The sequence below is a fragment of the Agrobacterium sp. GW821-FHT02D03 genome (assembly GCF_059421725.1).
In genome coordinates this window covers 423,760-447,291 of sequence record NZ_JBWKVN010000001.1, presented here as the reverse complement: position 1 = coordinate 447,291, position 23,532 = coordinate 423,760, and the positions used below count along the sequence as shown (strand labels likewise).

Sequence of the window (23,532 nt, the reverse complement as noted above, 5' to 3'; positions counted from 1 at the left end):
GTTTGGCGGGCTCATAACCTTTTTTTTGCAAATGCGAAAGGGGGGCCTGTGACATAAGCCCCTTGCGAAAACGCCGTATCAGAGATGTGTGACAGGTTTTTGCGCGCTTTCAAGGTTAAAGCGGGTGCGATCCTTCAGATTCGCTCTTCCCGCCTTCCCTCTTTCTTTGACCGCGTGTCGGCGTCGCTAGACGTCTTCACCCGTCTGCGCGGTATGCGTTACGCAGCGACCAGTCCGCGCTTCTTCAGCATGGCCTCCGGGCTCGGCATCTTGCCGCGGAAGGCCTTGTAGGTCACTTCCGGATCGACCGCGCCGCCGACGGAATAGACATTGTCGAGAAGCTTGCGCGCCGTTTCCGGATCGAAGGGATTGCCCGTCTCCTCGAAAGCCTCGAAGGCGTCGGCATCCAAGACTTCCGACCACATGTAGGAATAGTAGCCGGCGGAATAGCCGTCACCGGAAAACACGTGCTGGAAGTGCGGCGTTGCGTGGCGCATAGTTATCGACTTCGGCATATTGAGCGAAGACAGCACCTCTGCCTGCACCGCCATCGGGTCCTCCACCGTGCCACGGGTGTGGAACGCCATATCGACCAGCGCCGAGGAGGTGAACTCCACCGTGTTGAAACCGGCATTGAAGGTCTGGGCCGCCAGCACCTTGTCCAGCAGCGCCTTCGGCATCGGCTCGCCGGTTTCGTAATGCAGCGCATAGGTTTCGAGAATTTCCGGCACGGTCAGCCAGTGCTCGTAAAGCTGCGACGGCAGTTCAACGAAGTCGCGCGAAACACCGGTACCGGAAACGGACGGATAGGTGACGTTCGACATCATGCCATGCAGCGCGTGGCCGAACTCGTGGAACAGCGTGCGTGCATCATCGAGCGACAGCAGCGCTGGCTTGCCAGCGGATGGCTTGGCGAAGTTACAGACATTGTAGATGATCGGCAGTTCACCGACCGTGCCATTCTTCAGCGGCAGCTTGTGCTGCGACTGGAAGGAGCTCATCCATGCACCTGAGCGCTTGGAGGGCCGGGCAAAGTAGTCACCTAGGAACATCGCCTTCAACTCGCCATTGGCGTCGCGAATTTCGAAGGTGCGGACATCGGGGTGGTAGGCCTTGACGTCTTTCAGTTCGACGGCATGGATGCCGAAGAGGCGTGTCGCCACGTCGAAGCAGGCCTCGATGATCTTTTCCAGCTGCAGATAGGGCTTCAGCTCGGTCTCGGAGAAGTTGAAGCGCTCTGCTCTCAGCTTCTCCGCATAATGGCGCCAGTCCCAGGGCATGACCTCATGGTTCTTGCCCTCGTCGGCAATGACCGTGGCAAGCTCGGCTTCCTCTTCGCCTGCGCGCGCCACGGCCTTTTCCCAGACCTGGGTCAAAAGACCGTTTACCGCATCCGGCGTCTTCGCCATCGTGTCGTCCAGCTTGTAGGCCGCGAAACTGTCATAGCCGAGCAGCTTTGCCTTTTCTTCGCGCAGCGCCAGTGTCTTCCTGACGATCTCGCGATTGTCGGTCTCGCCACCATTTTCGCCACGCGCCACCCAGGCTTTGAAGGCCTGCTCACGCAGATCGCGGCGCTCGGAAAACGTCAGGAAGGGCTCGATGATGGAGCGCGAAAGCGTCACTGCAAACTTGTCCTCCTCGCCATGCTCTTTGGCGGCGCCCGCCATGGCATCGCGCAGGAAGCCCGGAATGCCGGCAAGCTCTTCGTCCGAGGACAGCAGCAGCTTCCAGTTCTTTTCATCCGCAAGCACGTTCTGGCCGAAATTCGCGCCAAGTCCCGCAAGCTCCTCGTTGATGGCGGCCAGACGCTCCTGCTCCGGCTTCGGCAGTTTCGCGCCGGCGCGCACGAAGCCTTTCCAGTGGCGCTCTAGGACCCGAAGTTCCTCATGGGTCAGTCCCAGCGTCTCGCGCTTGTCCCACAGCGTATCGATGCGCTTGAACAGCGCCTCATTCATGCCGATACGCGAATAGTGGCGCGACATTTTTGGCGCAATCTCGCGCTCCAGCGCCTGGATTTGCGGATTGGTGTGGGCACCCGCCTTGTTCCAGAACAGCGCCGAGACGCGCGACAACTCGTCACCAGCGATTTCGAGCGCAATTACCGTATTGCCGAAGCTCGGCGCTTCGCTATTGCCGGCAATGGCATCGATCTCTGCATCATGGGCAGCAAGGGCCGCATCGAACGCACCGGCAAAATCCTCATCCTTGACAGCATCGAAACGCGGCAGCCCGTTTTTCCCGTTCCAGTCGGTCAGAGCGGAATAATGCGCGATCGTCGATGTCATGGTGATGTCCTCATGCAGATGTGATTGTCAGCCATATGGGCATGCTGACGGCAAGCTTTCAATATCAGACCGCAAGAAGGGCAACCGCAACGGACCTAAAATCGGCGTCGATTCCGCAAAAGCACGATGCCTGGATGTCAAAGACATGGAGCGTGCGGAACACTTTCTTCTCCCATCCGATTGCATGGAAAGACAGAAGTTGTCACAACGTAGAATAGTTCTAGTGAAAAGCACCCATTTGATGACATCCAATCCCGAACGAGAACCGCTGGCCTTTCTGCTCAATAGCAGCGCCCGTTTTCTCAACAGCGTGTTCGAACGGCGTATTGCCAATGCAGGCCTTGGGCTGACGCCCGGCGAGGCCCGCGCGCTGCTGACCGTTGCTGCCATCGACGGTGCCAAGCAGGCGGACATTGCCGCTCGCATCGGTCTCGAACCGATGACGGTCTGTACCTATCTCGACAAGCTGGAATCGCTCGCACTCGTGGAGCGTCGCCCCAACCCGGACGACCGCCGGTCGAAGTGCATCTATTTGACGGAAAGCTCGACGCAGATGCTGAAATCGGTGCGCGAGGAGGTGGATGGCCTGATGGCGCAGGCGACCGAAGGTTTGGGCAGGGAAGACATCGAGCGCTTCCATGCGCTGCTCTCCGTCTTGCAGAAGAACCTCCACACCGCGGCGATGGATAAGAACCGGACAGACGGCTGAGCAGGGAGCAATAAAAAGCCCCGCGCAAAACGGGGCTTTTCATCTTCACATCAAACGCAGAATTACTTGCCGAGGTTACGCTTTGCGAGCGTACGCAGACGAAGCGCGTTGAGCTTGATGAAGCCGGCGGCATCCTTCTGGTCGTAGGCGCCCTGGTCGTCTTCGAAGGTGACGAGCTTGTCGGAATAGAGCGACTTTGCGCTCTCGCGACCGGTGACCATGACATTGCCCTTGTAGAGCTTCAGCGTCACTTCGCCTTCCACATGCTCCTGGCTCTTGTCGATCAGGGCCTGCAGCATTTCGCGCTCCGGCGAGAACCAGAAGCCGTAATAGATCAGCTCGGCGTAACGCGGCATCAGCTCATCCTTGAGGTGCGCTGCACCGCGGTCGAGCGTGATGGATTCGATGGCGCGGTGCGCTGCAAGCAGGATCGTGCCGCCGGGGGTTTCGTAGACGCCGCGGCTCTTCATGCCGACGAAGCGGTTTTCCACGAGGTCGAGACGGCCAATGCCATTGTCGCGACCATAATCGTTGAGCGTCTGCAGAAGGGTTGCAGGCGACATTTCAACACCGTTGATCGAGCAGGCATCGCCCTTGCGGAAACCGACCTTGATGACGGTTGCCTTGTCAGGTGCGGCTTCCGGGGAAATGGTGCGCATATGCACATATTCCGGGGCTTCCTGCGCCGGGTCTTCCAGAACCTTGCCCTCGGACGAGGAGTGCAGCAGGTTGGCATCGACGGAGAACGGCGCTTCGCCCTTCTTGTCCTTGGCAACCGGGATCTGGTGCTGTTCGGCAAAGTTCAGGAGATCCGTACGGCTCTTGAAGGTCCAGTCGCGCCACGGTGCGATGATCTTGATATCGGGGTTCAGGGCGTAAGCGGAAAGCTCGAAACGAACCTGGTCGTTGCCCTTGCCGGTCGCGCCGTGAGCAATGGCGTCAGCACCGGTCTTCTTGGCAATCTCGATCAGATGCTTGGAAATCAGCGGACGGGCAATCGACGTGCCGAGCAGATAGACGCCTTCATAGACGGCGTTGGCGCGGAACATCGGGAAGACGAAATCACGAACGAATTCCTCGCGGACATCCTCGATGAAGATTTCCTTGATGCCGAGCATCTCGGCCTTCTTGCGCGCCGGCTCCAGCTCCTCGCCCTGGCCGAGATCGGCGGTGAAGGTGACGACTTCCGCGCCGAGTTCGGTCTGCAGCCACTTCAGGATGATCGAGGTATCGAGACCGCCGGAATAGGCGAGAACGACTTTCTTAACGTCTTTCGGGAGTGCCATTCGTGAAATCCATTTGCATAACCGGCGATCGCGTGAAGCCTCGCCTTTCCTTGAGATTGCGGCACTTTTAGCGAGTTTATCGGTACACGCAAGAGATAATGAAAATGGGCGCTGCCCGGGAACACATCGAGCGCCCGATGACTTGTCACGTGACTTGAGAGAGAAAAACGCTAGATTTCGAAGCGCCTTGAGAGGCGCTTGGTTACATGGGACGCCACCGCCGTTTAAAAAAGACGGCCATGGAGAAGGAGAAACCAATGTCGACATTTCACCCCGCATTGCGACAGGACAATGTAGCCGTGGTCACCGGCGCCGCCTCCGGCATCGGGCTTGCCGCGGCACGCAAGTTTGCCCATCTCGGCATGAGCGTCGTGCTGGTCGATCTCGATGGCGAAAAACTGGGAGCCGCCGAACGTCAGATCGCCGCAGAGGTGCCCGATGGCGCGGCGAATATCGCCTCCATCCCGACCGACGTCTCGAAGCTCGATGAGCTTGAGGCGCTGGAAAGAGCCGTCATCCAGCGCTTCGGCCGCGTGCATGTGCTGATGAACAATGCCGGCATCCAGCCGGGCAGCGCCCTTTTCGGCCCACAGGCCAACTGGGACAAGGTGATCGGCGTCAACCTGATGGGCGTCATCAACGGCACCCGAGTCTTCGGCGCGGGCATGCTCGCCCATGGAGAGCCGGGCCTCATCATCAATACCGGCTCCAAGCAGGGCATCACCACCCCACCTGGCGATCCCGCCTATAATGTCGCGAAAGCGGGCGTGAAGGCGTTCACTGAAGCGCTGCAGCACGAGCTGCGCAATGCCGACAAGGGCGCGATCTCTGCGCATCTGCTCATCCCCGGCTTCGTCTTCACCGGTCTCACCGCAGGAGAGCGCACGGAAAAGCCGGACGGCGCCTGGACGCCGGAGCAGACGGTCGATTTCATGCTGGAGAGCATTGGCAGGGGCGATTTCTACATTCTCTGCCCCGATAACGAGGTGGACCGGAAGACCGACGAGAAGCGCATTCTCTGGGCCGCCAACGACATCGTCCAGAACCGGCCGCCATTGTCGCGCTGGCATAAAGATTATGCCGAGCACTTTAAGGCGTTCTTGAACGGCTGACGCAACGTGAAGAGGAATTGGCAGGCTCGTCAAACAGCGTTATGAGTAGGCACCTGAACCCTAAAGCGTGTCGCGATCTTTCAGATTCGCTCCTTCGCTTTAGGCCCTTTGTTTTGTCGCATGTCGTTATCGCAAAACCGCTGCACACTTTTGCGCGACATGCTTTAGCCTTATGGTGCCTTCGTGGACTTCATACCGAGCCTGCCGACACTCATTGCCTTCACCATCGCCATTCTCATTCTGGCGGTGACGCCCGGCCCGGATATGACGCTGTGGATCAGCCGTTCGCTGCGCGAAGGCCGCAAGGCGGGCTTCATGACGCTGGTCGGCACCAATCTTGGAATTACCGTTCACACGCTGCTGGTCGCCTTCGGCGTGGCAGCGCTGATCGTCGCTTCGCCAACAGCCTTCATGATCCTGAAGACGGGCGGTGCTGCCTATCTCGTCTGGCTCGCCATCCAGGCCATCCGCCACGGCTCAAACTTCGTGATGGAGCGCCCGAAAGAGCAGAAGGCGGGCGCGTCGATGACGTCTGCTCTGGTCAACGGGCTGTGGGTTAACCTGCTCAATCCAAAGGTCATCATCTTCTTCATGACCTTCCTGCCGCAATTCGTCACAGCCTCCGACCCGCACGTGACCGGCAAGCTGATCTTCCTCGGTCTCTGGTCGATCATCGTCGCACTGCCGATCGGCATCGGGATTGTCGTTGCCGCAGACTCGCTCTCCGACTGGCTGCAGCGCAATCGCAAGGTTCTTCGCGGATTGGATTACACCATCGCCGGTGTCTTCTCGCTCTTCGCCGTGAAGATTTTCCTGACGCAAGCGAAGTAACAAGCGGATACGAAAAAGGCGCCTCTGCGGCGCCTTTTTTCTTAGCCGATCAGCAACTCGTCATCATCGATCGTCTGGCCGCGGATCTTGCGGAACATCTCGATCAGGTCCTCCACCTGCAGTCCCTTGCGGCTTTCACCCGACACATCGAGAACGACCTCGCCCGCATGCAGCATGATGGTGCGGTCGCCGTAATCCAGCGCCTGGCGCATGGAATGCGTCACCATCAGCGTGGTGAGCTTGCGCTCCTCCACCACCTTGCGGGTGAGCTCCATGACGAACTCCGCCATGCCGGGGTCAAGAGCTGCGGTGTGCTCGTCAAGCAGCAGCACATCGGAACCTGCAAGCGTTGCCATGACCAGCGATACCGCCTGACGCTGTCCGCCGGAGAGAAGATCCATGCGGTCCTTCAAACGGTTTTCGAGCCCGAGGCCAAGCGAGGCGATGCGGTCCTGGAAGAAGGCACGCCGTCCGCCGCCAAGAGCCGGGAGAAGACCGCGCACCTTGCCGCGCGCAGCCGCAAGCGCCAGATTTTCCTCGATGGTGAGCGCGCCGCAGCTTCCCGCCAGCGGATCCTGAAACACACGCGCCACCTGGCCCGCACGGCTGGCCGTCGGCTTGCGCGTCACGTCCACGCCACTGATCGTCACCTTGCCGGCGCTCGGCAACACGTCGCCCGCCAGCACGCCGAGAAGGGTCGATTTACCGGCACCGTTGGAGCCGATAACGGTGACGAAGGAGCCGTTTTCGATCGTGAGATTGAGCTTGGAGAGCGCCTGCTTTTGCAGCGGCGTTCCCTTGCCGAAGATGACCTGAATATCGGAAAGCGAAATCATGATGCAGCTCCTCCACGGCGCAGGCGCGGCAGGATGAGGGCGACGGCCACCAGCGCGGCGGTGACGAAATTGAGGTCGGATGCCTTAAGCCCAAGCGCATCGCTGGAGAGCGCCAGCTGGATGGCAAGACGATAGGCGATCGATCCGAAGACGCAGCCGATCAGGGCAATCAGAATGCCGCGCGAACCGAACAGCGTTTCACCGATGATGACGGCGGCAAGACCGACGACGATGGTACCGACACCGGACGTCACATCGGCAAAACCATTGGTCTGGGCAAAGAGCGCGCCGCCAAGCGCGACAAGCGCGTTGGAAAGCGCCATGCCGAGATAGATCTGGTTGCCGGTCTTTACCCCTTGAGCGCGGGCCATGCGGGCATTCGCACCAGTGGCGCGCATGGCAAGTCCTGCATCGCTTTCCAGAAAGCGCCAGACGAGGATGACGGCAACGACCACCAGCAGGCCGACGAAGAGCGGCCGCACTAGATAGTCGGACATGCCAAGACCATAGAAGGGCTCGATGACCGTTTCCTGATTGAGCAGCGCGACATTCGGCTTGCCCATGACGCGCAGATTGACCGAGAACAGCGCAATCATCGTCAGGATCGAAGCGAGAAGATTGAGGATCTTGAAGCGGACATTCAAAAGCGCCGTGACCATACCCGCACCGGCACCGGCAATCATCGCCACACCTGTTGCAAGCCAAGGGTTAAGCCCGGCAATGATCAGCACCGCCGCCACGGCAGCGCCGAGCGGAAAGGAACCATCAACAGTCAGATCGGGAAAATCGAGCACGCGAAAGGCGAGATAAACGCCGATAGCGACAAAGGCGAAGACCAGCCCCAGTTCGACGGCACCCCAGAAGGCGATTTGGCTCACGACAGAAGTCCTTGGGTTTTTCGACCGGATGTTTCGCCGCGCCGATAGAGCAAGAATGCCGCTTGTCAGCGGCACTCTCGATTGGGAATGATGAAGGCCTAGACTTTGATTTCGTCATCGTCGAGCTTGACCCGACCATTCATGAGAGCATCAAGACCTGGATCCTCGGCTCGAGGCCGAGGATGACTTGAGACGAAAAGTTCGGTGTTACTCGATCACCTTCGTGGCGCGCTTCACAACGCTCTCGGGGAACGTGACGCCAACCTTTTCAGCGGCTTTCTTGTTGAGAACAAGGTCGGTGCCAACAGCTGTGGTCGCTGGAATATCGCCGGGCTTCTCACCCTTCAGGATACGCACAACGACAGCGCCCGTCTGCTTGCCCACATCGAAATAGTTGAAGCCGAGCGCGGCAATGGCACCACGAGCAACCGAATCCGTATCGGCAGCAAAGAGCGGGATCTTCGCTTCAGCCGCAACACCGGCTGCCGCTTCGAAGGCGGAGACGATGGTGTTGTCGGTTGGGACGTAGATCACATCCGCCTTGCCGACCAACGCGCGGGTCGCGCCCTGGACCTCGGAGGACTTGGTGGCGACGGATTCGACAACTGTGAGACCCGCCTTTGCCGCTGCTTCCTTCAACAGAGCGAGCGTCGAAACGGAGTTGGCCTCAGCCGAGTTGTAGATGTAGCCGATCGTTTTGGCAGACGGCACGATTTCCTTGACCAGAGCCAGATGCTCATTGACCGGAAGCGCGTCAGAAAGACCAGTGACGTTGCGGCCGGGCTTTTCCATCGACTTGATGAGCTGCGCGCCGACGGGATCGGAAACCGCGGTGAAGACGACTGGAATATCGCGCGTTGCGGCAACGACGGCCTGAGCCGAAGGCGTGGAGATCGGCACGATGACGTTCGGAGCGTCGCCAACGAACTGACGGGCGATCTGTGCGGCGGTACCTGGGTTGCCCTGCGCGGACTGGTAGACGAAATTCAGGTTTTCGCCTTCCTTGTAGCCAGCCTCAGCAAGTGCGGCCTTGACGCCATCACGTGCGGCATCGAGGGCTGGATGCTCGACAATGGCTGTGACAGCGACGGTGACGTCTTCCGCCTTGGCGGGAAGGACGAGAGCCGTGGCGGCGGCAAGCGCCAGAATAAGTGCGCGCATAGGGGTATTCCTCCGATTGTTTTGCTTTTCCCGCCCTCTTTAAGAAAGGGTTAAGCCGAAATCAATCACGTGGGACAGATCGGAGTGATCAAATATTTGATTGGGTTGAGGGTAAGGTTCAATCGAAAGCCGCTGAGGTCCATAAGCCCGACGAAAAATAGATTGCAACTGCCGATCCTCTTCTCGCGGATGCCGTCTATACCACGCCAGCCCGATACCCCGCAGCCAAGCTCAAAGCCAACACCCGTCTGACGTAAGACAAAATTTCCGCGATCAAGATACAGACGTGTTCTTGCAATGAGTACTCAAGCCCGACGCAATCAGGACGCTTACGCCTCTGTCGGCATGCGCAATCCTGGAGAGATCACCAAAGTCACAGGATGCGCAGCACGCATGGTCGATGGAGGTCGACGAGCTGTCCTCTCATCCCTCCTGCGCTCAACGTCTTTCAGCGCTGGGCTATCCCGAACGTTTTACCATAGAACCAGTGGCAACATCCGCACTTGCCCTCTTGGAAGACGGTTTTGCCAACCGAGTATTTGCTGAGCTGGATGAGTTATGGACAAACCCGGTGCCGAGCAAGCTGCAGTCGCAAGTGGAACACAGCGGATAATGTAAAAGCTGCCGGAGGCAGCGGGAGATGACCTGGATTCAAAGGTGACGTCAGAAAGAGTGTCGCCACAAGCCCCTTACCGGAAAGGCTCAAGACTGAGGCTGTCCTCGGGGCGACGACAGCGGAAAATCAGTCGTCAGCACCATGATTGGCAATCATCATCGCTTCAAACGCCAGGCGCTCGGTCTTGCGCATGCGTTCGGATTCCGACTTCAGCTGGCCGCAGGCTGCCAGAATATCGCGGCCGCGCGGGGTGCGGATCGGTGAGGCGTAGCCGGCCTGATTGATGAAGTCGGCGAACTTCTCGATCTGCGCCCAGTCCGAGCACTGATAGTTGGTGCCGGGCCATGGGTTGAAGGGGATGAGATTGATCTTGGCCGGGACGCCCTTCAGAAGCTGGGTCAGCATCTTGGCATCTTCCAGGCTGTCATTGACGTCCTTCAGCATCACATATTCGAAGGTGATGCGGCGCGCATTCGAGAGACCCGGATAATTGCGGCAGGCGTCGATCAGCTCCTTCAGCGGATACTTCTTGTTGATCGGCACCAGCATGTCGCGCAGCTCGTCGCGCACGGCATGCAGGGAGATCGCCAGCATCACGCCGATTTCGTCGCCGGTGCGGAAGATTTCCGGCACGACACCGGAGGTGGAGAGCGTGACGCGGCGCTTGGAGAGCGACAGACCATCGCCATCGGTTGCGATCAGGAGTGCGGTCTTCACATGCTCGAAATTATAGAGCGGCTCGCCCATGCCCATCATCACGATGTTGGAGACCTTGCGGCCTTCGCTCGGCACATAGGCGCCGACCGGTGTCGAGCCATCCGGGAAATCACCCAGACGATCGCGGGCGAGTAGAAGCTGCGAGAGAATTTCTTCCGCCGTCAGGTTGCGCACCAGCCGCTGGGTGCCGGTGTGGCAGAAGGAACAGGTGAGCGAACAGCCGACCTGGCTGGAGATGCAAAGCGTCCCGCGACCTTCTTCCGGGATATAAACGGTCTCGATTTCCACCGGGCGACCGGCGCCCCGGGGAGGAAAGCGCATCAGCCACTTGCGCGTGCCGTCATTGGAGATCTGCTCTTCGACGATTTCCGGCCGCGCGATGGTGAACTTCGCCTTCAGCGTCTTGCGAAGCTCCTTGGCGACATTGGTCATGTTGTCGAAATCGGAGACGCCGCGCACATAGAGCCAGTTCCACAACTGGCTGACGCGCATCTTGACCTGCTTTTGCGGCACGCCGATCTCCGTCAGCGCATCCGCCATCTCATCGCGCGTCATGCCGATCAGCGACGGCTTGTCCGACATGAGGTCGCTGTTGGCGACCAGAGGCGCCTTGACTGCAAGACCGGGTGTAGCTTCCAAAGTGGACATCGTCCTATCCCATCATCCAATGCACGAGCGAAACCGACCAGTCGAAACGGCGGAACGTCATCTGCATGTCGAGAAAATCCAAAAGCGCGGCGATCACATGGTGTCGCCAGCATTCGTGTTGGCGCGCATCTAGCATCAAACCGGCAAAAACGCAAATGGCCGGTCAGGGACCGGCCATCAGACTTAAAGCATGTCGCGCAAAAGTGGAAACCGGTTTTGCGATACCGACATGCGGAAGAAGAAAGTCTAAAGCGTGAGGAGCGATCTGAAAGATCGCGGCACGCTTTAGTTTTTAGAACTGCTTACTTGCAGCTTTCGATCTGCTTGAGAGCAGCCGAGATGCCAGACAGCGAATAGGAATAGGAGGTTGCCGTGCCGCGACCGGAGGTCGCCTTGACGGTCATGCTCTTGCCAACCTTCATGGCTGCGACGAGTGCCGGCTCTTCAGCGGCATTTTCGACCCAGGCCGCCTTGTCCTTGGTGAACATCACGAAGTTCTTGGCATCGATCGTCACATTGACCTTGGAGCCCTCCTTCAGCGGATAGCCCACCATGGCCTGCGGCTCATAGGAAATGTTCTGACCGGGACGCTGCGACACGATGAAGAAGATATCGCCATGGTCGACACTTGCCGGCTCCTTGGCGGTTGGAACGGAAAGAACATAGCAAACGGTACTTTTACCCGATTTGTACGAATAGGCACCCCAAGCGTTGAACTGCTGGATGCGCGTGGGCGACTGTGCAGAGGCAATGCTGACGCTGGTCAGCAAAATGGCGGCTGCGGTTGCTACACTTCTTACAAACATTGAAATTCCTGCCGGGTTTATTGTCTTCCAGTTGCCCGAACGGCTAGGCCGGGCCGGTGCGAGGTGAAGGCCGTCATCTTCATTTTGGCTAAGGAACGGTTACCAAACCGTCAACGCCATCATTAAAAGGTGAGAATTGTATCGCGGTGTTACAGTTCGGATACTCCCCGCGCCCCAAGAAACATGCTGCGCCAAGGCTGAAAACGCCTTGACCGAAATGCATGCGTCAGAGGTCCTCAACGCATGTAAAACACGCTTCGAGCGACGCGAGTCAGCGCCACGCAAAAGGTATGACACGGCAATTCAGGCAAGAATTTGTCGGGATTTGGAACCGCGTCTAACGGCGCATCACAGAGCCGTTATTCCTCGCGCATCTTTTCCAGCGCAAGATCGGCGGCGTCGTAATGCTCCATCTTGATATGCGCCCGTATCATCGCAAGGGCTGCGGTCAAAACCGCAATATCGTCGGTAAAGCCGATGACCGCCAGAACATCCGGCACGACGTCGATCGGCATGATGAAATACCCAAGTGCTGCAAGCAGAATACCCTTGGCTCGAAGCGGCGTGGAGGGATCGACAGCGCAATAATAGGCCGCAGCCGCGTCTCTGGCAAAAGGTACCTTGCTAACCACCCGCTTCATCTTCGGCCAGAACTTGGATCGAACAGTCTCCTCGCGTTCCTTCTGCGTGTCGGGATCGCCGGGAAGCAGGATTTCACCGATCTTGACGTCATCCATGGTCGTAGTTCCTTTGGTCATGACGAATAATATAGGCGATGAAGACCGCTGTTCAATTGCCGCGCCCGGCAGCCGCCTTCTCCATCGCCTTTGCCAGCAGGATATCGCGCTCGGTGATCCCTTGGGAATCATGCGTGGTGAGACAGATCTTCACCCGCGAATAGACATTGGACCATTCCGGATGGTGATTGAGCTTTTCTGCCGCCAGCGCGCACTCAGCCATGAAACCGAAGGCTTCGGCAAAACTGGCAAACTTGTAGGCCTTGACGATTGCCAGACCGTCTTCGCGCAAAGACCAGCCTTCCAGCGTCTCAAGCGCCGTTCGCACGGCGTCCGCTTCAAGTTTCGCATAGGTCATGATGGTCCCTTCCCCTGATACACTGTTCTATGCAACTGAACGGACGGGCATGCGCTTTGGTTCATGTTTGACCGTCAGATCAACCGCGCAAATGGATGCTCGGCCGGGACGTTTGCCCAGCCGATACCATGTTCAGACATCATAGAGTTAGAACAGGCTCTTCTCCGGAAGCAGTCCAGCGTCGGCATAGACGCCAGCTGAACGGCTTTCATAGAGCGGGAAGGCCTCTTCGACGATGTAAGGCCCGCCGCCAACCGATTCCTTCGAGGACATCAGCACGAAGCGCCCGACGGTGAAGGGGGAGGTTCGGAAATCCCCACGACCCGAGAGATAATGGACCACATCGTCGAGCCTGGAATTGCGAAGCCGCGCCAGCGTCACATGCGGCGTGAACTTTCGCGGATCCGGCGGTAATCCGAGACGCTGGCAGATGCGCTCGATTTCTGCCTGGAGAGCGACCATTTCCGGAGAGGGAGAAACCCCGGCCCAAAGCGAATGTGGCTTCTTCGATCCGAAGGAGCCCATCCCCGTCAGGTTGATCTGAAACTCCTCGCGATCGATACGATCCAGCCGGTCGACCACTTCGTCAGCGGTGCGTCCGTCTATATCGCCGATAAAGCGCAAGGTGATGTGATAATTCTCCACGTCAATCCACCGGGCTCCCGGTAGACCACCGCGCAACAATGAAAGGCTCATCGCCGCATTGCGCGGAATTTCGAGGGCGGTAAACAGTCTCGGCATGGCGAGCTCCCCGAATCTCTTGGCAGAACAAGGACAGCGAATCATGCAAAGCTTCGCTGCGCAAGTGCTTATTTTTTTTGCTCACGGATAGTCTTAACAAAGGCCTCGACGGCTGGCAGAGACTTCTCCACCATCACTGCAACGCCCTTGGCATTGGGATGCATTCTGTCTTCCAGTTGCAGGCTTTGATCGAGCACGACACCGTCCAGGAAGAACGGGTAGAGCGGGATCTGATACTTCTGCGCCAGCCGCTCATAGATCGGGTTGAACGCCTTGCCGTAGTCGCCCCCCATGTTTGGCGGCACGATAATGCCCATCATGAGAACCGGGATATTGCGCTTCTGAAATCCTTCGATGATGGCCGCCAAGTTCTTCTCGGTATCGGCAGGCGGAATGCCCCGCAGCGCATCGTTGGCGCCAAGCTCCAGGATCACGCCATCGGTCCCATCCGGTACCGACCATTCGGCGCGCGCAAGGCCGGCAGAACTCGTGTCGCCCGAAACGCCGGCATTGGTCACGACCGCATTGACGCCCTTGGCTTTCAGCGCGGCTTCGAGCTGGGCGGCGTAGCTTTCGTTCGGCGCAAGCTGATAACCGGCCATCAGGCTGTCGCCGAAGCCGACGATCTGCAAAGGTCTATCTTGAGCCCAGGCGGCTGAAGAGGACAGAAACGCCCCAAGGATGACGACGAAGTGAGCGACAACGGCTTTAAAATTCATTTCAGCCTTCCTAATTGGTGAAGCCAGCAAGGCTTCTGCACTCTTGATCATATAGGAACGCAAAAACGTGGCGAAAAGCACCATCGAGCTGAAGAAAGCGGATCTCACCCTTGGCAGCGCCGCCGCCTCCGTCCACGTTTTGAAGAGCATCGATCTCACCATTGAAGAGGGCGAAGCCGTCGGTATTGTCGGGCCTTCCGGCTCCGGCAAGTCTACGCTGCTGATGGTTCTGGCGGGCCTTGAAAGGCTTGATAGCGGCGAGATCACAATTGCGGGAACGCATCTCCATACGCTTGGCGAAGACGCGCTGGCGGATTTTCGCGGCAAGAATATCGGGATCGTCTTCCAGTCCTTTCACCTGATCGCCAATATGACGGCGCTTGAGAATGTCGCCGTTCCGCTTGAACTTGCCAATGTGCCGAATGCTTTCGACATTGCGACGCGAGAACTGACCGCGGTCGGCCTCGGCCAGCGCCTCAACCATTATCCCGGCCAATTGTCTGGAGGCGAGCAGCAGCGCGTGGCGATTGCCAGAGCGCTTGCCCCCTCGCCCGCCGTGCTGATCGCCGACGAACCGACGGGCAATCTCGATACCGATACCGGCAAGCAGATCGCAGATCTGCTGTTTTCGAAGCAGGCAGAGCGTGGCATGACGATGATCCTCGTCACCCATGATCCGTCTCTTGCCGCCCGCTGCACCCGCCAGATCAAGGTTCGTTCCGGCCAGATCGAAGGCGAAAGTGCCGGCTCCACCGCCGCCAGACAGGCGGCAAGCGCATGATCCCGTCTGCCGCCAACATTCGAAATGCGCTGAGATTGGCACGCCGGGAAATCCGCGGCGGGTTTGGTGGGTTCTACATCTTTCTTGCCTGTATCGCGCTTGGCACGGGCGCTATCGCAGCCGTCAATTCCGTCTCGCGCGCAGTCACCAGCGCTATCGCCGACGAAGGTCAGTCGATCCTGGCTGGCGACGTGCGCTTCGAACTCAGAAACCGCGAGGCGAGTGCTGAAGAGCGCGCTTATATCGATAGCCTCGGTGAGGTTGCCGTCTCCGACGGGCTGCGCTCCATGGCGCGACTGGAAGACGGCTCACAGCAGAGCCTGGCCGAGGTCAAGGCCGTCGATGGCGCCTATCCGCTCTACGGCGATTTCGTCGCCGAGCCGGCGCAACCCCTTCCCGCGCTTCTGGCCAAACAAGGCGAGAGCTTCGGCGCGGTCGCGGCCCCCATGCTGCTTGAGCGTCTCGGCATCAAGGTCGGCGACGAACTGCTTCTTGGCAATGCCAGGCTGAAACTGACGGGTACCATCGTCACCGAGCCGGACACGCTGTCTGACGGTTTCGGCTTCGCGCCCCGCCTGCTCATCAGCCGCGATGCACTTATCGCCTCCGGCCTGATCCAGACGGGAAGCCTTGTCGAGCATGCCTACAAGGTGCGTCTGACCGACCCGTCGCAACGCGCGACGATCATCGAAACGACCAACAAGCAGTTTCCCAACGCCGGCTGGTCCATTCGCACCAGCGATCGGGCAGCGCCGCAGCTCACCGAAAACGTCAATCGCTTCTCCCAATTCCTGACGCTCGTTGGCCTCACTGCGCTGATCGTCGGCGGCGTTGGTGTCGCCAATGCGGTACGCGCCTTTCTCGATTCCAAGCGCACCACGATTGCCTCGCTAAAATGCCTTGGCGCGCCTGCAAGCGTGGTGACGATGACCTATCTGTTCCAGATCGGTTTCATTGCCTGCGTCGGCATTCTGATCGGGTTGTTGTTCGGCGCCATAGCGCCACTCATTGCCATGCGCTTTCTGGACGGCGTGCTGCCGGTACCGAAGGAGCTTGCCTTCTACCCTTCGGCACTCTGGCTTGCCGCCGTCTTCGGTATGTTGACCACACTTGCCTTCGCCATCGTGCCGCTCGGTCAGGCACGCGAGGTGCCGGCAACCGCACTCTTCCGCGAGCAGGGCTTCGATGAAGGGAAGCTTCCTTCCTGGCCGTATCTGGCTGCAACGGCAATCCTTCTTGCAGCGCTTGCGAGCCTTGCCATTTTCACGGCGGATGATCGCTTCATCGCCTCGGTCTTTCTCGGCGCGATCGCCTTCGCCTTCGTCGTGCTGAGGCTTGTCGCCTGGGGCATCCGCGCCCTGGCGAGACGCAGTCCACGCGTTCACTCCGCAGCCCTTCGGCTCGCCATCGGCAATATCCACCGCCCCGGCGCGCTGACGCCTTCCGTTGTGCTGTCGCTTGGTCTTGGCCTCACGCTTCTGGTGACGCTGACACTGATCGACGGCAATCTGCGGCGGGAATTGACATCGACGCTACCGGAGAAAGCGCCGAACTTCTTCTTCGTCGACGTTCAGGGAAGCGAGCGCGATGGCTTCCGCGACCTCGTCAAGCGCGAGGCGCCGGAAGGTACGCTGACAGAAGTTCCCATGCTGCGCGGCCGTATCCTGGCGCTGAACGGCCAGGACGTCACCAAGATCGAAGTGCCGCCATCCGGCCGTTGGGTTCTGCGCGGCGATCGCGGCATCACCTATTCGGAAGATCTGCCGGAGAATGCCAAGCTCACGCAAGGCACCTGGTGGGGCAAGGAGTATAGCGGCGAGCCGCTGGTCTCGTTTGCCGCCGAAGAGGCGGGCGAACTTGGCCTCAAGATTGGCGATACGGTTACCGTCAACGTCCTTGGCCGCAGCATCACCGCCAAGATCGCCAATCTGCGCGATGTGCAGTGGCAGTCCATGTCGATCAATTTCGTCATGGTCTTTTCGCCCAACACGTTCCGGGGCGCACCGCATGCATGGCTGGCAACGCTCGCAGACCCGTCGGCGACACCCGCCAAGGAAGGCGAGATCCTGCGCAACGTTACCAACGCCTATCCGACGATCACCACGGTGCGCGTCAAAGATGCGCTCGATATCGTCGACCGGCTGGTCGGTCAGCTAGCAACCGCGATACGCGCGGCGGCAGCTGTTGCGCTGATTGCATCCGTGCTGGTGCTGGCAGGCGCGCTGGCGGCGGGCAACCGTGCGCGCACCCGCGATGCCGTGATCCTGAAAACACTTGGAGGAACGCGCTCCATGCTGATCCGCACCTTCTCCTATGAATACATGATCCTCGGCGTGGCGACCGCCACCTTCGCCCTTCTGGCGGGCGGCGTCTCCGCATGGTTCGTGATTGCCCGCATCATGAAGCTGCCCTCCAGCTTCCTGCCCGATGTGGCAATTGGCACGCTTGTCGTTTCGCTGGTGATGACGGTGGGCATCGGGCTGATCGGCACATGGCGCATCCTCGGCCAGAAGGCTGCACCGGTGCTGCGCCAGGCGGGCGAGTAAGCCGTTGGATGCAAGTGAAAATCTAAAAAACGGAAAAGTTGTGCGCGATTTAACTTTTACGATTAATTCTTGGTAATGATGTCAAAAACGTTATCGCTTTTCGCGCATACGGTGTTTTTTCGTTATTTTTGGCACTTGTAACGGCTGCGCCATCGCCTCATATTCTCTGGTAGGCTTGCTGTAGCTCCGCAGCGGCGCCTGGGATAGTATCCGCATAGTGGTCTTATCCCGACACCGTAGCAACTTCGGAGCTAAAAGAGGAAACAATGGCTGACTTTAACAACTACCAGAACCGTATGGCTCAAGGCCGTGCTCAGTCTGGTGCGATGATCGACCAAGGTCTTCGCTCCTACATGGTGAAGGTTTACAACCTTATGGCGCTCGCGCTGGTGATTACCGGTGTTGCTGCCTTCGGTTTTGCTAGCCTCGCTGTAACAACCGATCCTGCGGCGGCCGTCGCGACGCTTAGCAACGGTACAATGCTGACCCAGCTCGGCGCTGCGGTCTACGCATCGCCTCTTCGCTGGGTCGTCATGCTGGCACCGCTAGCCCTCGTCTTCTTCCTAAGCTTCCGCGTTCATAAGATGAGCGTTTCTGCTGCTCAAGCAACGTTCTGGGTCTACGCTGCCCTGGTTGGACTATCGATTTCGTCGATTTTCGTGGCCTACACCGCAGCTAGCGTCGTCCAGACGTTCTTCATCACCGCTGCTTCTTTCGGCGCTCTGTCGCTCTACGGCTACACGACCAAGAAGGACCTGTCCGCCATGGGCTCGTTCCTGATCATGGGTCTGTTCGGCCTGATCATCGCGTCGGTCGTGAACATTTGGTTGGAGTCGAGCGCTGTTAGCTTTGCAGTCTCTGCAATCGGCGTTCTGATCTTTGCAGGCCTGACCGCCTATGACACGCAGAAGATCAAGGAAATGTACTTCGAAGGTGATGACGTTCTCGTGGCCGGTCGCAAGGCGATCATGGGTGCGCTGACGCTCTACCTCGACTTCCTGAATCTGTTCATGTTCCTGCTTCAGTTCCTGGGCAACCGGAACAACTAAGGATCGCGATAGCGCTCAAACAGAAAGGCGGCCACTGGCCGCCTTTTTCATGCCCGCCTATGAGGCCGAGGAAGCATCGCTCCCCTGCCGCCTGACAACATCGGCCCGAAGATCGGACTCGATGTCCGGAAAGCACCATGCGTCGATTCAAAAAGGTAATGCGTCCCTTTTGCGTCCCATCGGACGCACAACTCTAGTCGATCAGCTTCAAAGCCTTGTCGAACACCTTCAGCACCTGGGGCAACTCATGCCCGCGCTTGAGAATGCGGCCATCGGTGTTGATGACGCTGTAGGCTCCCTGCTTGGCAGCAAGCTTCGGGTTCTTCTCGATCCTGAAGAGCGGCATTTCGCCGGAGCGCTTGAAGACGGAGAAGACTGCCTTTTCCTTCATGTGGTCGATGGCGTAGTCGCGCCACTCACCTTCGCCCACCATGCGGCCGTAGACGCGCAAAATGGCGTCCAGTTCCCGGCGGTGGAAGGTCACGGGCAAGGGGTCCTTGGCTCGCTTGTATTCCCGAAGATCAACGACGGTGGAGCCTTCCCGGGTCTGGGAAGTCGCGTATTGCAAATCCGGCTGATCGGCCATCCGGCACCTCGCTCGACTGCTTATGACATCTCTGCGACAGTCTGTCCTCGCCTTGGCGAAATTGCAAGCCCGCAAAGTCGTCCGGCAAAGAGCGGCTTTTCCGGTAACCAATGAGGCAGAACAAGCGGGCGCAAATGCCCAATTTCGAACAAATCATGGCCCGAATTCAATGGAATAGTGCGATTGTCAATTGATGCCTAGGCACCAAGATGACCCGGTCCGGTGCATTGACCCTTTACCCCCAGCCCCCAATGCCCGGGCCGGATCTCCCCCCAGCGGGGATCCCCAAAAATCTCGTCTTATCCCTCTGACTGCATCAGCACATTCGCGCCGACGATGGCCGATGGATTGCCAGCCGCATCCATCTTTTGCAGCAGTACGGCGCAGCCGCCGGACTTCGCCTTGCTCATGACGCTTGCCGGTAGCTTCACGGTCATGGCCTTGCCATCCCACATGCCGACCGTCTGCACATCATAGACGCTGTGCCAGTAGGAGATGGTCTTGCCCTGGTTCTCCCCCTTCTGCACGTCGACGACCTGCTCGCGGTTGAAATAGGCGACGACGACCTCCGCCTTGCCCTGACCGGCACCGATATCGATCTCGATCTCATCGCCGACGCGCTCGGTGCTGATCGGCACGTTCAAGCCCTCGCCCGACTTGTTGAAATCGTCCAGGCGGCGGTAGATCGTCTGGATATCAGCACCCTTCACATGGTCACGCCCATTCACGACCGCCTGCGGCGTATAGACATTGTTGCGCCCAAGCGCGCGGGCATAGCCATATTGCCGCTCGGTATTTTCCTTCGACGCCAGCGAGTCGGTCCAGCCGAGATAATTCCAGTAGTCCACATGATAGGACAGTCCGATCACATCGCCATTCTGGATAAGCTTGCGCAGATTGGCGTCTGCCGGCGGGCAGGAGGCGCAGCCCTGCGAGGTAAAGAGCTCGACCACGCCTTTAAGCCCGTCCTGAGCATAGGCTGCACCCGCAGAAAGCCCACCGAACAGGCATACGGAAACGCCAACGCTGCGAAGCCCGTTTCTGAAAATGCCGCTTCGCTGCGGGCCAATTATATTCGGCATAGCGTGAACCCTTGTCTGAAGGCCGGTCCGAACCATTGATGCAATCAATTCGGGTATGGTGGCAAGGCGGAAAATAGCCTCGAACTCTGTTCAAGAGGAAGTCACGATGGGGTGAGCTTCGCAGGCGTCATTTGAAGGCGAAAAGGGAAGGGTTAAGACCCGCTCCTTCGGACCGATCAGACCCTCGGAAGATGCTGCCCCGCAGGCCACAAAAAAACGCCGGGATTGCTCCCGGCGTTCGATGTCTTTGGACTGTGGGATCAGGCTGCCAGATCGCGAAGAACGGTCTGCAGAATGCCGCCATTGTCCATGTAGGTCACTTCGTCCAGCGTATCGATGCGGCAAAGCAGCGGAATTTCCTTCACTGTGCCGTCCGAGTAGGTGATCTTGGCGATCTTGGTTTCGCGTGGCTTGATCTCGCCTTCGAGGCCTTCGATCGTAACCGTCTCGTCACCCTTCAGGCCAAGGCTTGCCCATGTCGTGCCTTCCTGGAAGGTGAAGGGCACGACGCCCATGCCGACCAGGTTGGAGCGGTGGATACGCTCGAAGGACTGCGCGATCACAGCCTTGACGCCGAGCAGGTTGGTGCCCTTTGCCGCCCAGTCACGCGAAGAACCGTTGCCGTATTCGACGCCGGCGAAGATGACGAGCGGAACGCCCTCGTCCTTGTACTTCATCGCAGCATCGTAAATCGACATCTCTTCCTTGGACGGATAGTGGATGGTGTAGCCACCTTCTTTACCGTTCGGCCCAAGCATGTGGTTGCGAATGCGGATGTTGGCGAAGGTGCCGCGCATCATCACTTCGTGGTTGCCACGGCGCGTGCCGTACTGGTTGAAGTCGGCAACCGCCACACCGTTTTCGGTGAGGTATGCACCGGCAGGAGACGCTGCCTTGATCGAACCGGCCGGAGAAATATGGTCGGTGGTGATCTTGTCGCCGAAGAGACCGAGAACACGAGCGCCCTTGATGTCCTTGAGGCCGGTGCCCTTCTTGCCCATGCCGACAAAGTAAGGCGGGTTCTGGACGTAAGTCGAGTTGTCGTCCCAGGCATAGGTCTGGCCATCGGGAACCTGCACGGCCTGCCAGTTTTCGTCGCCCTTGAACACGTCCGCATACTTGGTTTCGAACAGTTCGCGCGTGACGTATTTCTGGATGAATTCCTGGACTTCCGCAGAGGTCGGCCAGATATCCTTCAGGTATACCGGGTTGCCGTTCTGGTCTTCGCCGAGCGGCTCCGTGGTCAGGTCCTTCTGCACCGTACCGGCCAGCGCATAGGCGACGACGAGCGGCGGGGAAGCGAGGTAGTTCGCCTGAACGTCGGGCGAGATACGGCCTTCGAAGTTACGGTTACCGGAGAGAACGCCAGCGGTGATCAGACCCTTGTCATTGATGGTCTTGGAGATCGGCGCAGGCAGCGGGCCGGAGTTGCCGATGCAGGTCGTGCAGCCGAAGCCGACGAGGTTGAAGCCGAGCGCGTCGAGCTCCTTCTGCAGGCCAGCCTTTTCCAGATATTCCGCCACGACCTGGCTTCCAGGTGCAAGCGAGGTCTTGACCCAAGGCTTGGACTTCAGACCCTTGGCAACCGCGTTGCGGGCCAGAAGGCCGGCAGCGATCAGCACCGACGGGTTGGAGGTATTGGTGCAAGACGTGATGGCTGCAATGGCAACATCGCCATGGCCGAGATCGTAGCTTTCGCCGTCGACCGCGTAACGTGTGTTGAGCTGGCCTGGCTTCTTGTAGTCGTTTTCGAGAGCCGTTGCGAAGTTCGGTGCAATGGTTTCGAGCGGCAGGCGGCCTTCAGGACGCTTCGGGCCGGCCATGGATGGCACGACGTCGCCGAGTTCGAGTTCGAGCGTGTCGGTGAAGACGAGCTGCGAGCCGTCATTGTCGCGCCACATGCCCTGCGCCTTGGAGTAGGCTTCGACGAGTGCGATACGATCCTTCGCACGGCCGGACATGTCGAGATAGCCGACGGTTGCGGTATCGACCGGGAAGAAGCCGCAGGTCGCGCCATATTCCGGGCCCATGTTGCCGATGGTCGCACGGTCTGCAACCGGCAGCGTGTCGAGGCCAGGTCCGAAGAATTCGACGAACTTGGAAACGACGCCCTTCTTGCGCAGCATCTGCACGACGGTCAGAACGAGGTCGGTTGCGGTGACGCCTTCTCTCAGCGTGCCCGTCAGCTTGAAGCCGATGACTTCCGGCAGAAGCATGGAAACCGGCTGGCCGAGCATGGCCGCTTCGGCTTCGATACCGCCAACGCCCCAGCCCAGAACGCCAAGACCGTTGATCATGGTCGTGTGGCTGTCGGTGCCGACGCAGGTATCCGGATAAGCGATCGTCTCGCCATCCTCATCCTTCGTCCAGACGGTCTGGCCGAGATATTCGAAGTTCACCTGGTGACAGATGCCGGTGCCCGGAGGAACGACGCGGAAGTTCTTGAACGCCTGCTGGCCCCACTTGAGGAAGCGGTAACGCTCGCCGTTGCGCTCATATTCCAGTTCGACGTTGCGGGCAAAGGCGTTGGCATTGCCGAATTCGTCGACGATGACAGAGTGGTCGATGACGAGGTCGACGGGCACGAGCGGGTTGATCTTTTCAGGATCGCCACCGAGCGCCTTGATGCCATCACGCATGGCTGCAAGGTCAACGACGGCAGGAACGCCGGTGAAGTCCTGCATCAGAACGCGGGCAGGACGGTAGGCGATTTCCGCTTCCTTCAGACCCTTGTTGTTCAGCCACTCGGCAACAGCCTCGATATCGGACTTGCGAACCGAACGGCCGTCTTCGTTGCGCAACAGGTTCTCCAAGAGAACCTTCATCGAATAGGGGAGATTGGCGACGCCCTTAAGGCCGTTCGCTTCCGCTTTCGGCAGGCTGTAATAGACATAATCCTTACCGTCGACGGTAAGAACGGAACGACAATTGAAACTGTCGAGAGATTTTGCCACGGTTATAAACCCCGTTCATTCTGATAGCCAACACGCGCGTGCGGACACCTATGCACTATCATGCACATCAGGATGCGGGTACGACCATTTCCGC

The 23,532-nt window shown here is 58.9% G+C and carries 20 protein-coding genes; 6 read left to right on the top strand and 14 right to left on the bottom strand.

The features are described 5' to 3' along the window. Nucleotides 1-218 precede the first annotated feature (218 nt). Nucleotides 219-2,285, bottom strand: coding sequence for a M3 family metallopeptidase (locus tag AC07U5_RS02045; RefSeq protein WP_494722151.1), 2,067 nt, complete (start codon nucleotides 2,283-2,285; stop codon nucleotides 219-221). 241 nt (nucleotides 2,286-2,526) lie between these two features. Here AC07U5_RS02045 and AC07U5_RS02040 point away from each other — a divergent pair, with 241 nt between their 5' ends. Beyond that, on the top strand, nucleotides 2,527-2,994 hold the full coding sequence (locus AC07U5_RS02040; RefSeq protein WP_313060107.1) for a MarR family winged helix-turn-helix transcriptional regulator: 468 nt from the start codon (nucleotides 2,527-2,529) through the stop codon (nucleotides 2,992-2,994). A gap of 62 nt (nucleotides 2,995-3,056) precedes the next feature. On the opposite strand, the gene AC07U5_RS02035 is transcribed toward AC07U5_RS02040, so the two are convergent. After that, on the bottom strand, nucleotides 3,057-4,280 hold the full coding sequence (locus AC07U5_RS02035) for an argininosuccinate synthase (protein ID WP_062444382.1): 1,224 nt from the start codon (nucleotides 4,278-4,280) through the stop codon (nucleotides 3,057-3,059). 257 nt (nucleotides 4,281-4,537) lie between these two features. On the opposite strand from AC07U5_RS02035, the gene AC07U5_RS02030 reads away from it, so the two are divergent. Both AC07U5_RS02030 and AC07U5_RS02025 read left to right on the top strand, forming a co-directional pair. Further along, on the top strand, nucleotides 4,538-5,392 hold the full coding sequence (locus AC07U5_RS02030) for an SDR family NAD(P)-dependent oxidoreductase (RefSeq protein ID WP_494722150.1): 855 nt from the start codon (nucleotides 4,538-4,540) through the stop codon (nucleotides 5,390-5,392). Between the two features lie 183 nt (nucleotides 5,393-5,575). Next, nucleotides 5,576-6,223: a LysE family translocator gene (locus AC07U5_RS02025; protein ID WP_062444384.1), complete on the top strand. Its 648-nt coding sequence runs from the start codon at nucleotides 5,576-5,578 to the stop codon at nucleotides 6,221-6,223. A gap of 41 nt (nucleotides 6,224-6,264) precedes the next feature. Here the strand turns inward: AC07U5_RS02025 and AC07U5_RS02020 are convergent, their stop codons facing one another. The 9 genes from AC07U5_RS02020 to AC07U5_RS01980 form a co-directional block, all read right to left on the bottom strand. Further along, nucleotides 6,265-7,059 (bottom strand): ABC transporter ATP-binding protein, encoded by a 795-nt coding sequence (locus tag AC07U5_RS02020; RefSeq protein ID WP_062444386.1) that lies wholly within the window; start codon nucleotides 7,057-7,059, stop codon nucleotides 6,265-6,267. Further along, on the bottom strand, nucleotides 7,056-7,937 hold the full coding sequence (locus AC07U5_RS02015) for an ABC transporter permease (protein WP_062444666.1): 882 nt from the start codon (nucleotides 7,935-7,937) through the stop codon (nucleotides 7,056-7,058). The genes AC07U5_RS02020 and AC07U5_RS02015 overlap by 4 nt, the downstream gene beginning before the upstream one ends. A gap of 207 nt (nucleotides 7,938-8,144) precedes the next feature. After that, nucleotides 8,145-9,098, bottom strand: coding sequence for an ABC transporter substrate-binding protein (locus tag AC07U5_RS02010; protein ID WP_494722149.1), 954 nt, complete (start codon nucleotides 9,096-9,098; stop codon nucleotides 8,145-8,147). Between the two features lie 742 nt (nucleotides 9,099-9,840). Further along, nucleotides 9,841-11,013, bottom strand: a complete 1,173-nt coding sequence (gene rlmN / locus AC07U5_RS02005) for a dual-specificity RNA methyltransferase RlmN (RefSeq protein ID WP_494723241.1) — start codon at nucleotides 11,011-11,013, stop codon at nucleotides 9,841-9,843. A 368-nt stretch (nucleotides 11,014-11,381) separates the two neighbouring features. After that, the gene (locus AC07U5_RS02000; RefSeq protein WP_062424918.1) at nucleotides 11,382-11,885 is read right to left on the bottom strand and encodes an invasion associated locus B family protein; all 504 of its coding nucleotides are present in this window, start codon (nucleotides 11,883-11,885) and stop codon (nucleotides 11,382-11,384) included. 359 nt (nucleotides 11,886-12,244) lie between these two features. Then, entirely contained in the window at nucleotides 12,245-12,622 is a 378-nt protein-coding gene (locus AC07U5_RS01995; protein ID WP_062424919.1) for a YkvA family protein, read from the bottom strand. Between the two features lie 52 nt (nucleotides 12,623-12,674). Then, nucleotides 12,675-12,980, bottom strand: a complete 306-nt coding sequence (locus AC07U5_RS01990) for a 4a-hydroxytetrahydrobiopterin dehydratase (RefSeq protein ID WP_112359229.1) — start codon at nucleotides 12,978-12,980, stop codon at nucleotides 12,675-12,677. Between the two features lie 147 nt (nucleotides 12,981-13,127). Next, nucleotides 13,128-13,721 carry an RNA 2',3'-cyclic phosphodiesterase gene (thpR, locus tag AC07U5_RS01985; RefSeq protein WP_062424921.1) on the bottom strand — a complete coding sequence of 198 codons (594 nt, stop codon included), beginning with the start codon at nucleotides 13,719-13,721 and terminating at the stop codon, nucleotides 13,128-13,130. Between the two features lie 68 nt (nucleotides 13,722-13,789). Further along, nucleotides 13,790-14,440, bottom strand: coding sequence for an arylesterase (locus AC07U5_RS01980; RefSeq protein ID WP_494722148.1), 651 nt, complete (start codon nucleotides 14,438-14,440; stop codon nucleotides 13,790-13,792). A gap of 67 nt (nucleotides 14,441-14,507) precedes the next feature. Between AC07U5_RS01980 and AC07U5_RS01975 the strand changes: the two genes are divergently transcribed. From AC07U5_RS01975 to AC07U5_RS01965, 3 genes are all read left to right on the top strand, one after another. After that, a complete protein-coding gene (locus AC07U5_RS01975) occupies nucleotides 14,508-15,221 on the top strand; it encodes an ABC transporter ATP-binding protein (protein WP_062597379.1) in 714 nt (237 codons plus the stop codon). Next, complete coding sequence (locus AC07U5_RS01970; RefSeq protein WP_494722147.1) at nucleotides 15,218-17,767, top strand: ABC transporter permease; 2,550 nt, start codon at nucleotides 15,218-15,220, stop codon at nucleotides 17,765-17,767. The genes AC07U5_RS01975 and AC07U5_RS01970 overlap by 4 nt, the downstream gene beginning before the upstream one ends. Nucleotides 17,768-18,033: 266 nt before the next feature. Next, on the top strand, nucleotides 18,034-18,816 hold the full coding sequence (locus tag AC07U5_RS01965) for a Bax inhibitor-1/YccA family protein (RefSeq protein WP_062597381.1): 783 nt from the start codon (nucleotides 18,034-18,036) through the stop codon (nucleotides 18,814-18,816). Nucleotides 18,817-19,009: 193 nt separating this feature from the next. On the opposite strand, the gene AC07U5_RS01960 is transcribed toward AC07U5_RS01965, so the two are convergent. The 3 genes from AC07U5_RS01960 to acnA all read right to left on the bottom strand — a co-directional run bounded on the left by AC07U5_RS01960 (nucleotide 19,010) and on the right by acnA (nucleotide 23,438). Next, nucleotides 19,010-19,402, bottom strand: a complete 393-nt coding sequence (locus AC07U5_RS01960) for a DUF2794 domain-containing protein (RefSeq protein WP_062424926.1) — start codon at nucleotides 19,400-19,402, stop codon at nucleotides 19,010-19,012. Nucleotides 19,403-19,701: 299 nt separating this feature from the next. Beyond that, a complete protein-coding gene (locus tag AC07U5_RS01955; RefSeq protein WP_494722146.1) occupies nucleotides 19,702-20,484 on the bottom strand; it encodes a DUF1223 domain-containing protein in 783 nt (260 codons plus the stop codon). 260 nt (nucleotides 20,485-20,744) lie between these two features. Beyond that, the gene (gene acnA, locus AC07U5_RS01950) at nucleotides 20,745-23,438 is read right to left on the bottom strand and encodes an aconitate hydratase AcnA (protein WP_062597382.1); all 2,694 of its coding nucleotides are present in this window, start codon (nucleotides 23,436-23,438) and stop codon (nucleotides 20,745-20,747) included. Between the last annotated feature and the right edge of the window lie 94 nt (nucleotides 23,439-23,532).

Coding starts and splice junctions, on each gene's coding strand:
- AC07U5_RS02045 (WP_494722151.1), bottom strand. CDS start 2,285: ATGACATCGACGATCGCGCATTATTCCGCTCTGACCGACTGGAACGGG.
- AC07U5_RS02040 (WP_313060107.1), top strand. CDS start 2,527: ATGACATCCAATCCCGAACGAGAACCGCTGGCCTTTCTGCTCAATAGC.
- AC07U5_RS02035 (WP_062444382.1), bottom strand. CDS start 4,280: ATGGCACTCCCGAAAGACGTTAAGAAAGTCGTTCTCGCCTATTCCGGC.
- AC07U5_RS02030 (WP_494722150.1), top strand. CDS start 4,538: ATGTCGACATTTCACCCCGCATTGCGACAGGACAATGTAGCCGTGGTC.
- AC07U5_RS02020 (WP_062444386.1), bottom strand. CDS start 7,059: ATGATTTCGCTTTCCGATATTCAGGTCATCTTCGGCAAGGGAACGCCG.
- AC07U5_RS02010 (WP_494722149.1), bottom strand. CDS start 9,098: ATGCGCGCACTTATTCTGGCGCTTGCCGCCGCCACGGCTCTCGTCCTT.
- rlmN (WP_494723241.1), bottom strand. CDS start 11,013: ATGTCGGACAAGCCGTCGCTGATCGGCATGACGCGCGATGAGATGGCG.
- AC07U5_RS02000 (WP_062424918.1), bottom strand. CDS start 11,885: ATGTTTGTAAGAAGTGTAGCAACCGCAGCCGCCATTTTGCTGACCAGC.
- AC07U5_RS01995 (WP_062424919.1), bottom strand. CDS start 12,622: ATGGATGACGTCAAGATCGGTGAAATCCTGCTTCCCGGCGATCCCGAC.
- AC07U5_RS01990 (WP_112359229.1), bottom strand. CDS start 12,980: ATGACCTATGCGAAACTTGAAGCGGACGCCGTGCGAACGGCGCTTGAG.
- thpR (WP_062424921.1), bottom strand. CDS start 13,721: ATGCCGAGACTGTTTACCGCCCTCGAAATTCCGCGCAATGCGGCGATG.
- AC07U5_RS01980 (WP_494722148.1), bottom strand. CDS start 14,440: ATGAATTTTAAAGCCGTTGTCGCTCACTTCGTCGTCATCCTTGGGGCG.
- AC07U5_RS01970 (WP_494722147.1), top strand. CDS start 15,218: ATGATCCCGTCTGCCGCCAACATTCGAAATGCGCTGAGATTGGCACGC.
- AC07U5_RS01965 (WP_062597381.1), top strand. CDS start 18,034: ATGGCTGACTTTAACAACTACCAGAACCGTATGGCTCAAGGCCGTGCT.
- AC07U5_RS01960 (WP_062424926.1), bottom strand. CDS start 19,402: ATGGCCGATCAGCCGGATTTGCAATACGCGACTTCCCAGACCCGGGAA.
- AC07U5_RS01955 (WP_494722146.1), bottom strand. CDS start 20,484: ATGCCGAATATAATTGGCCCGCAGCGAAGCGGCATTTTCAGAAACGGG.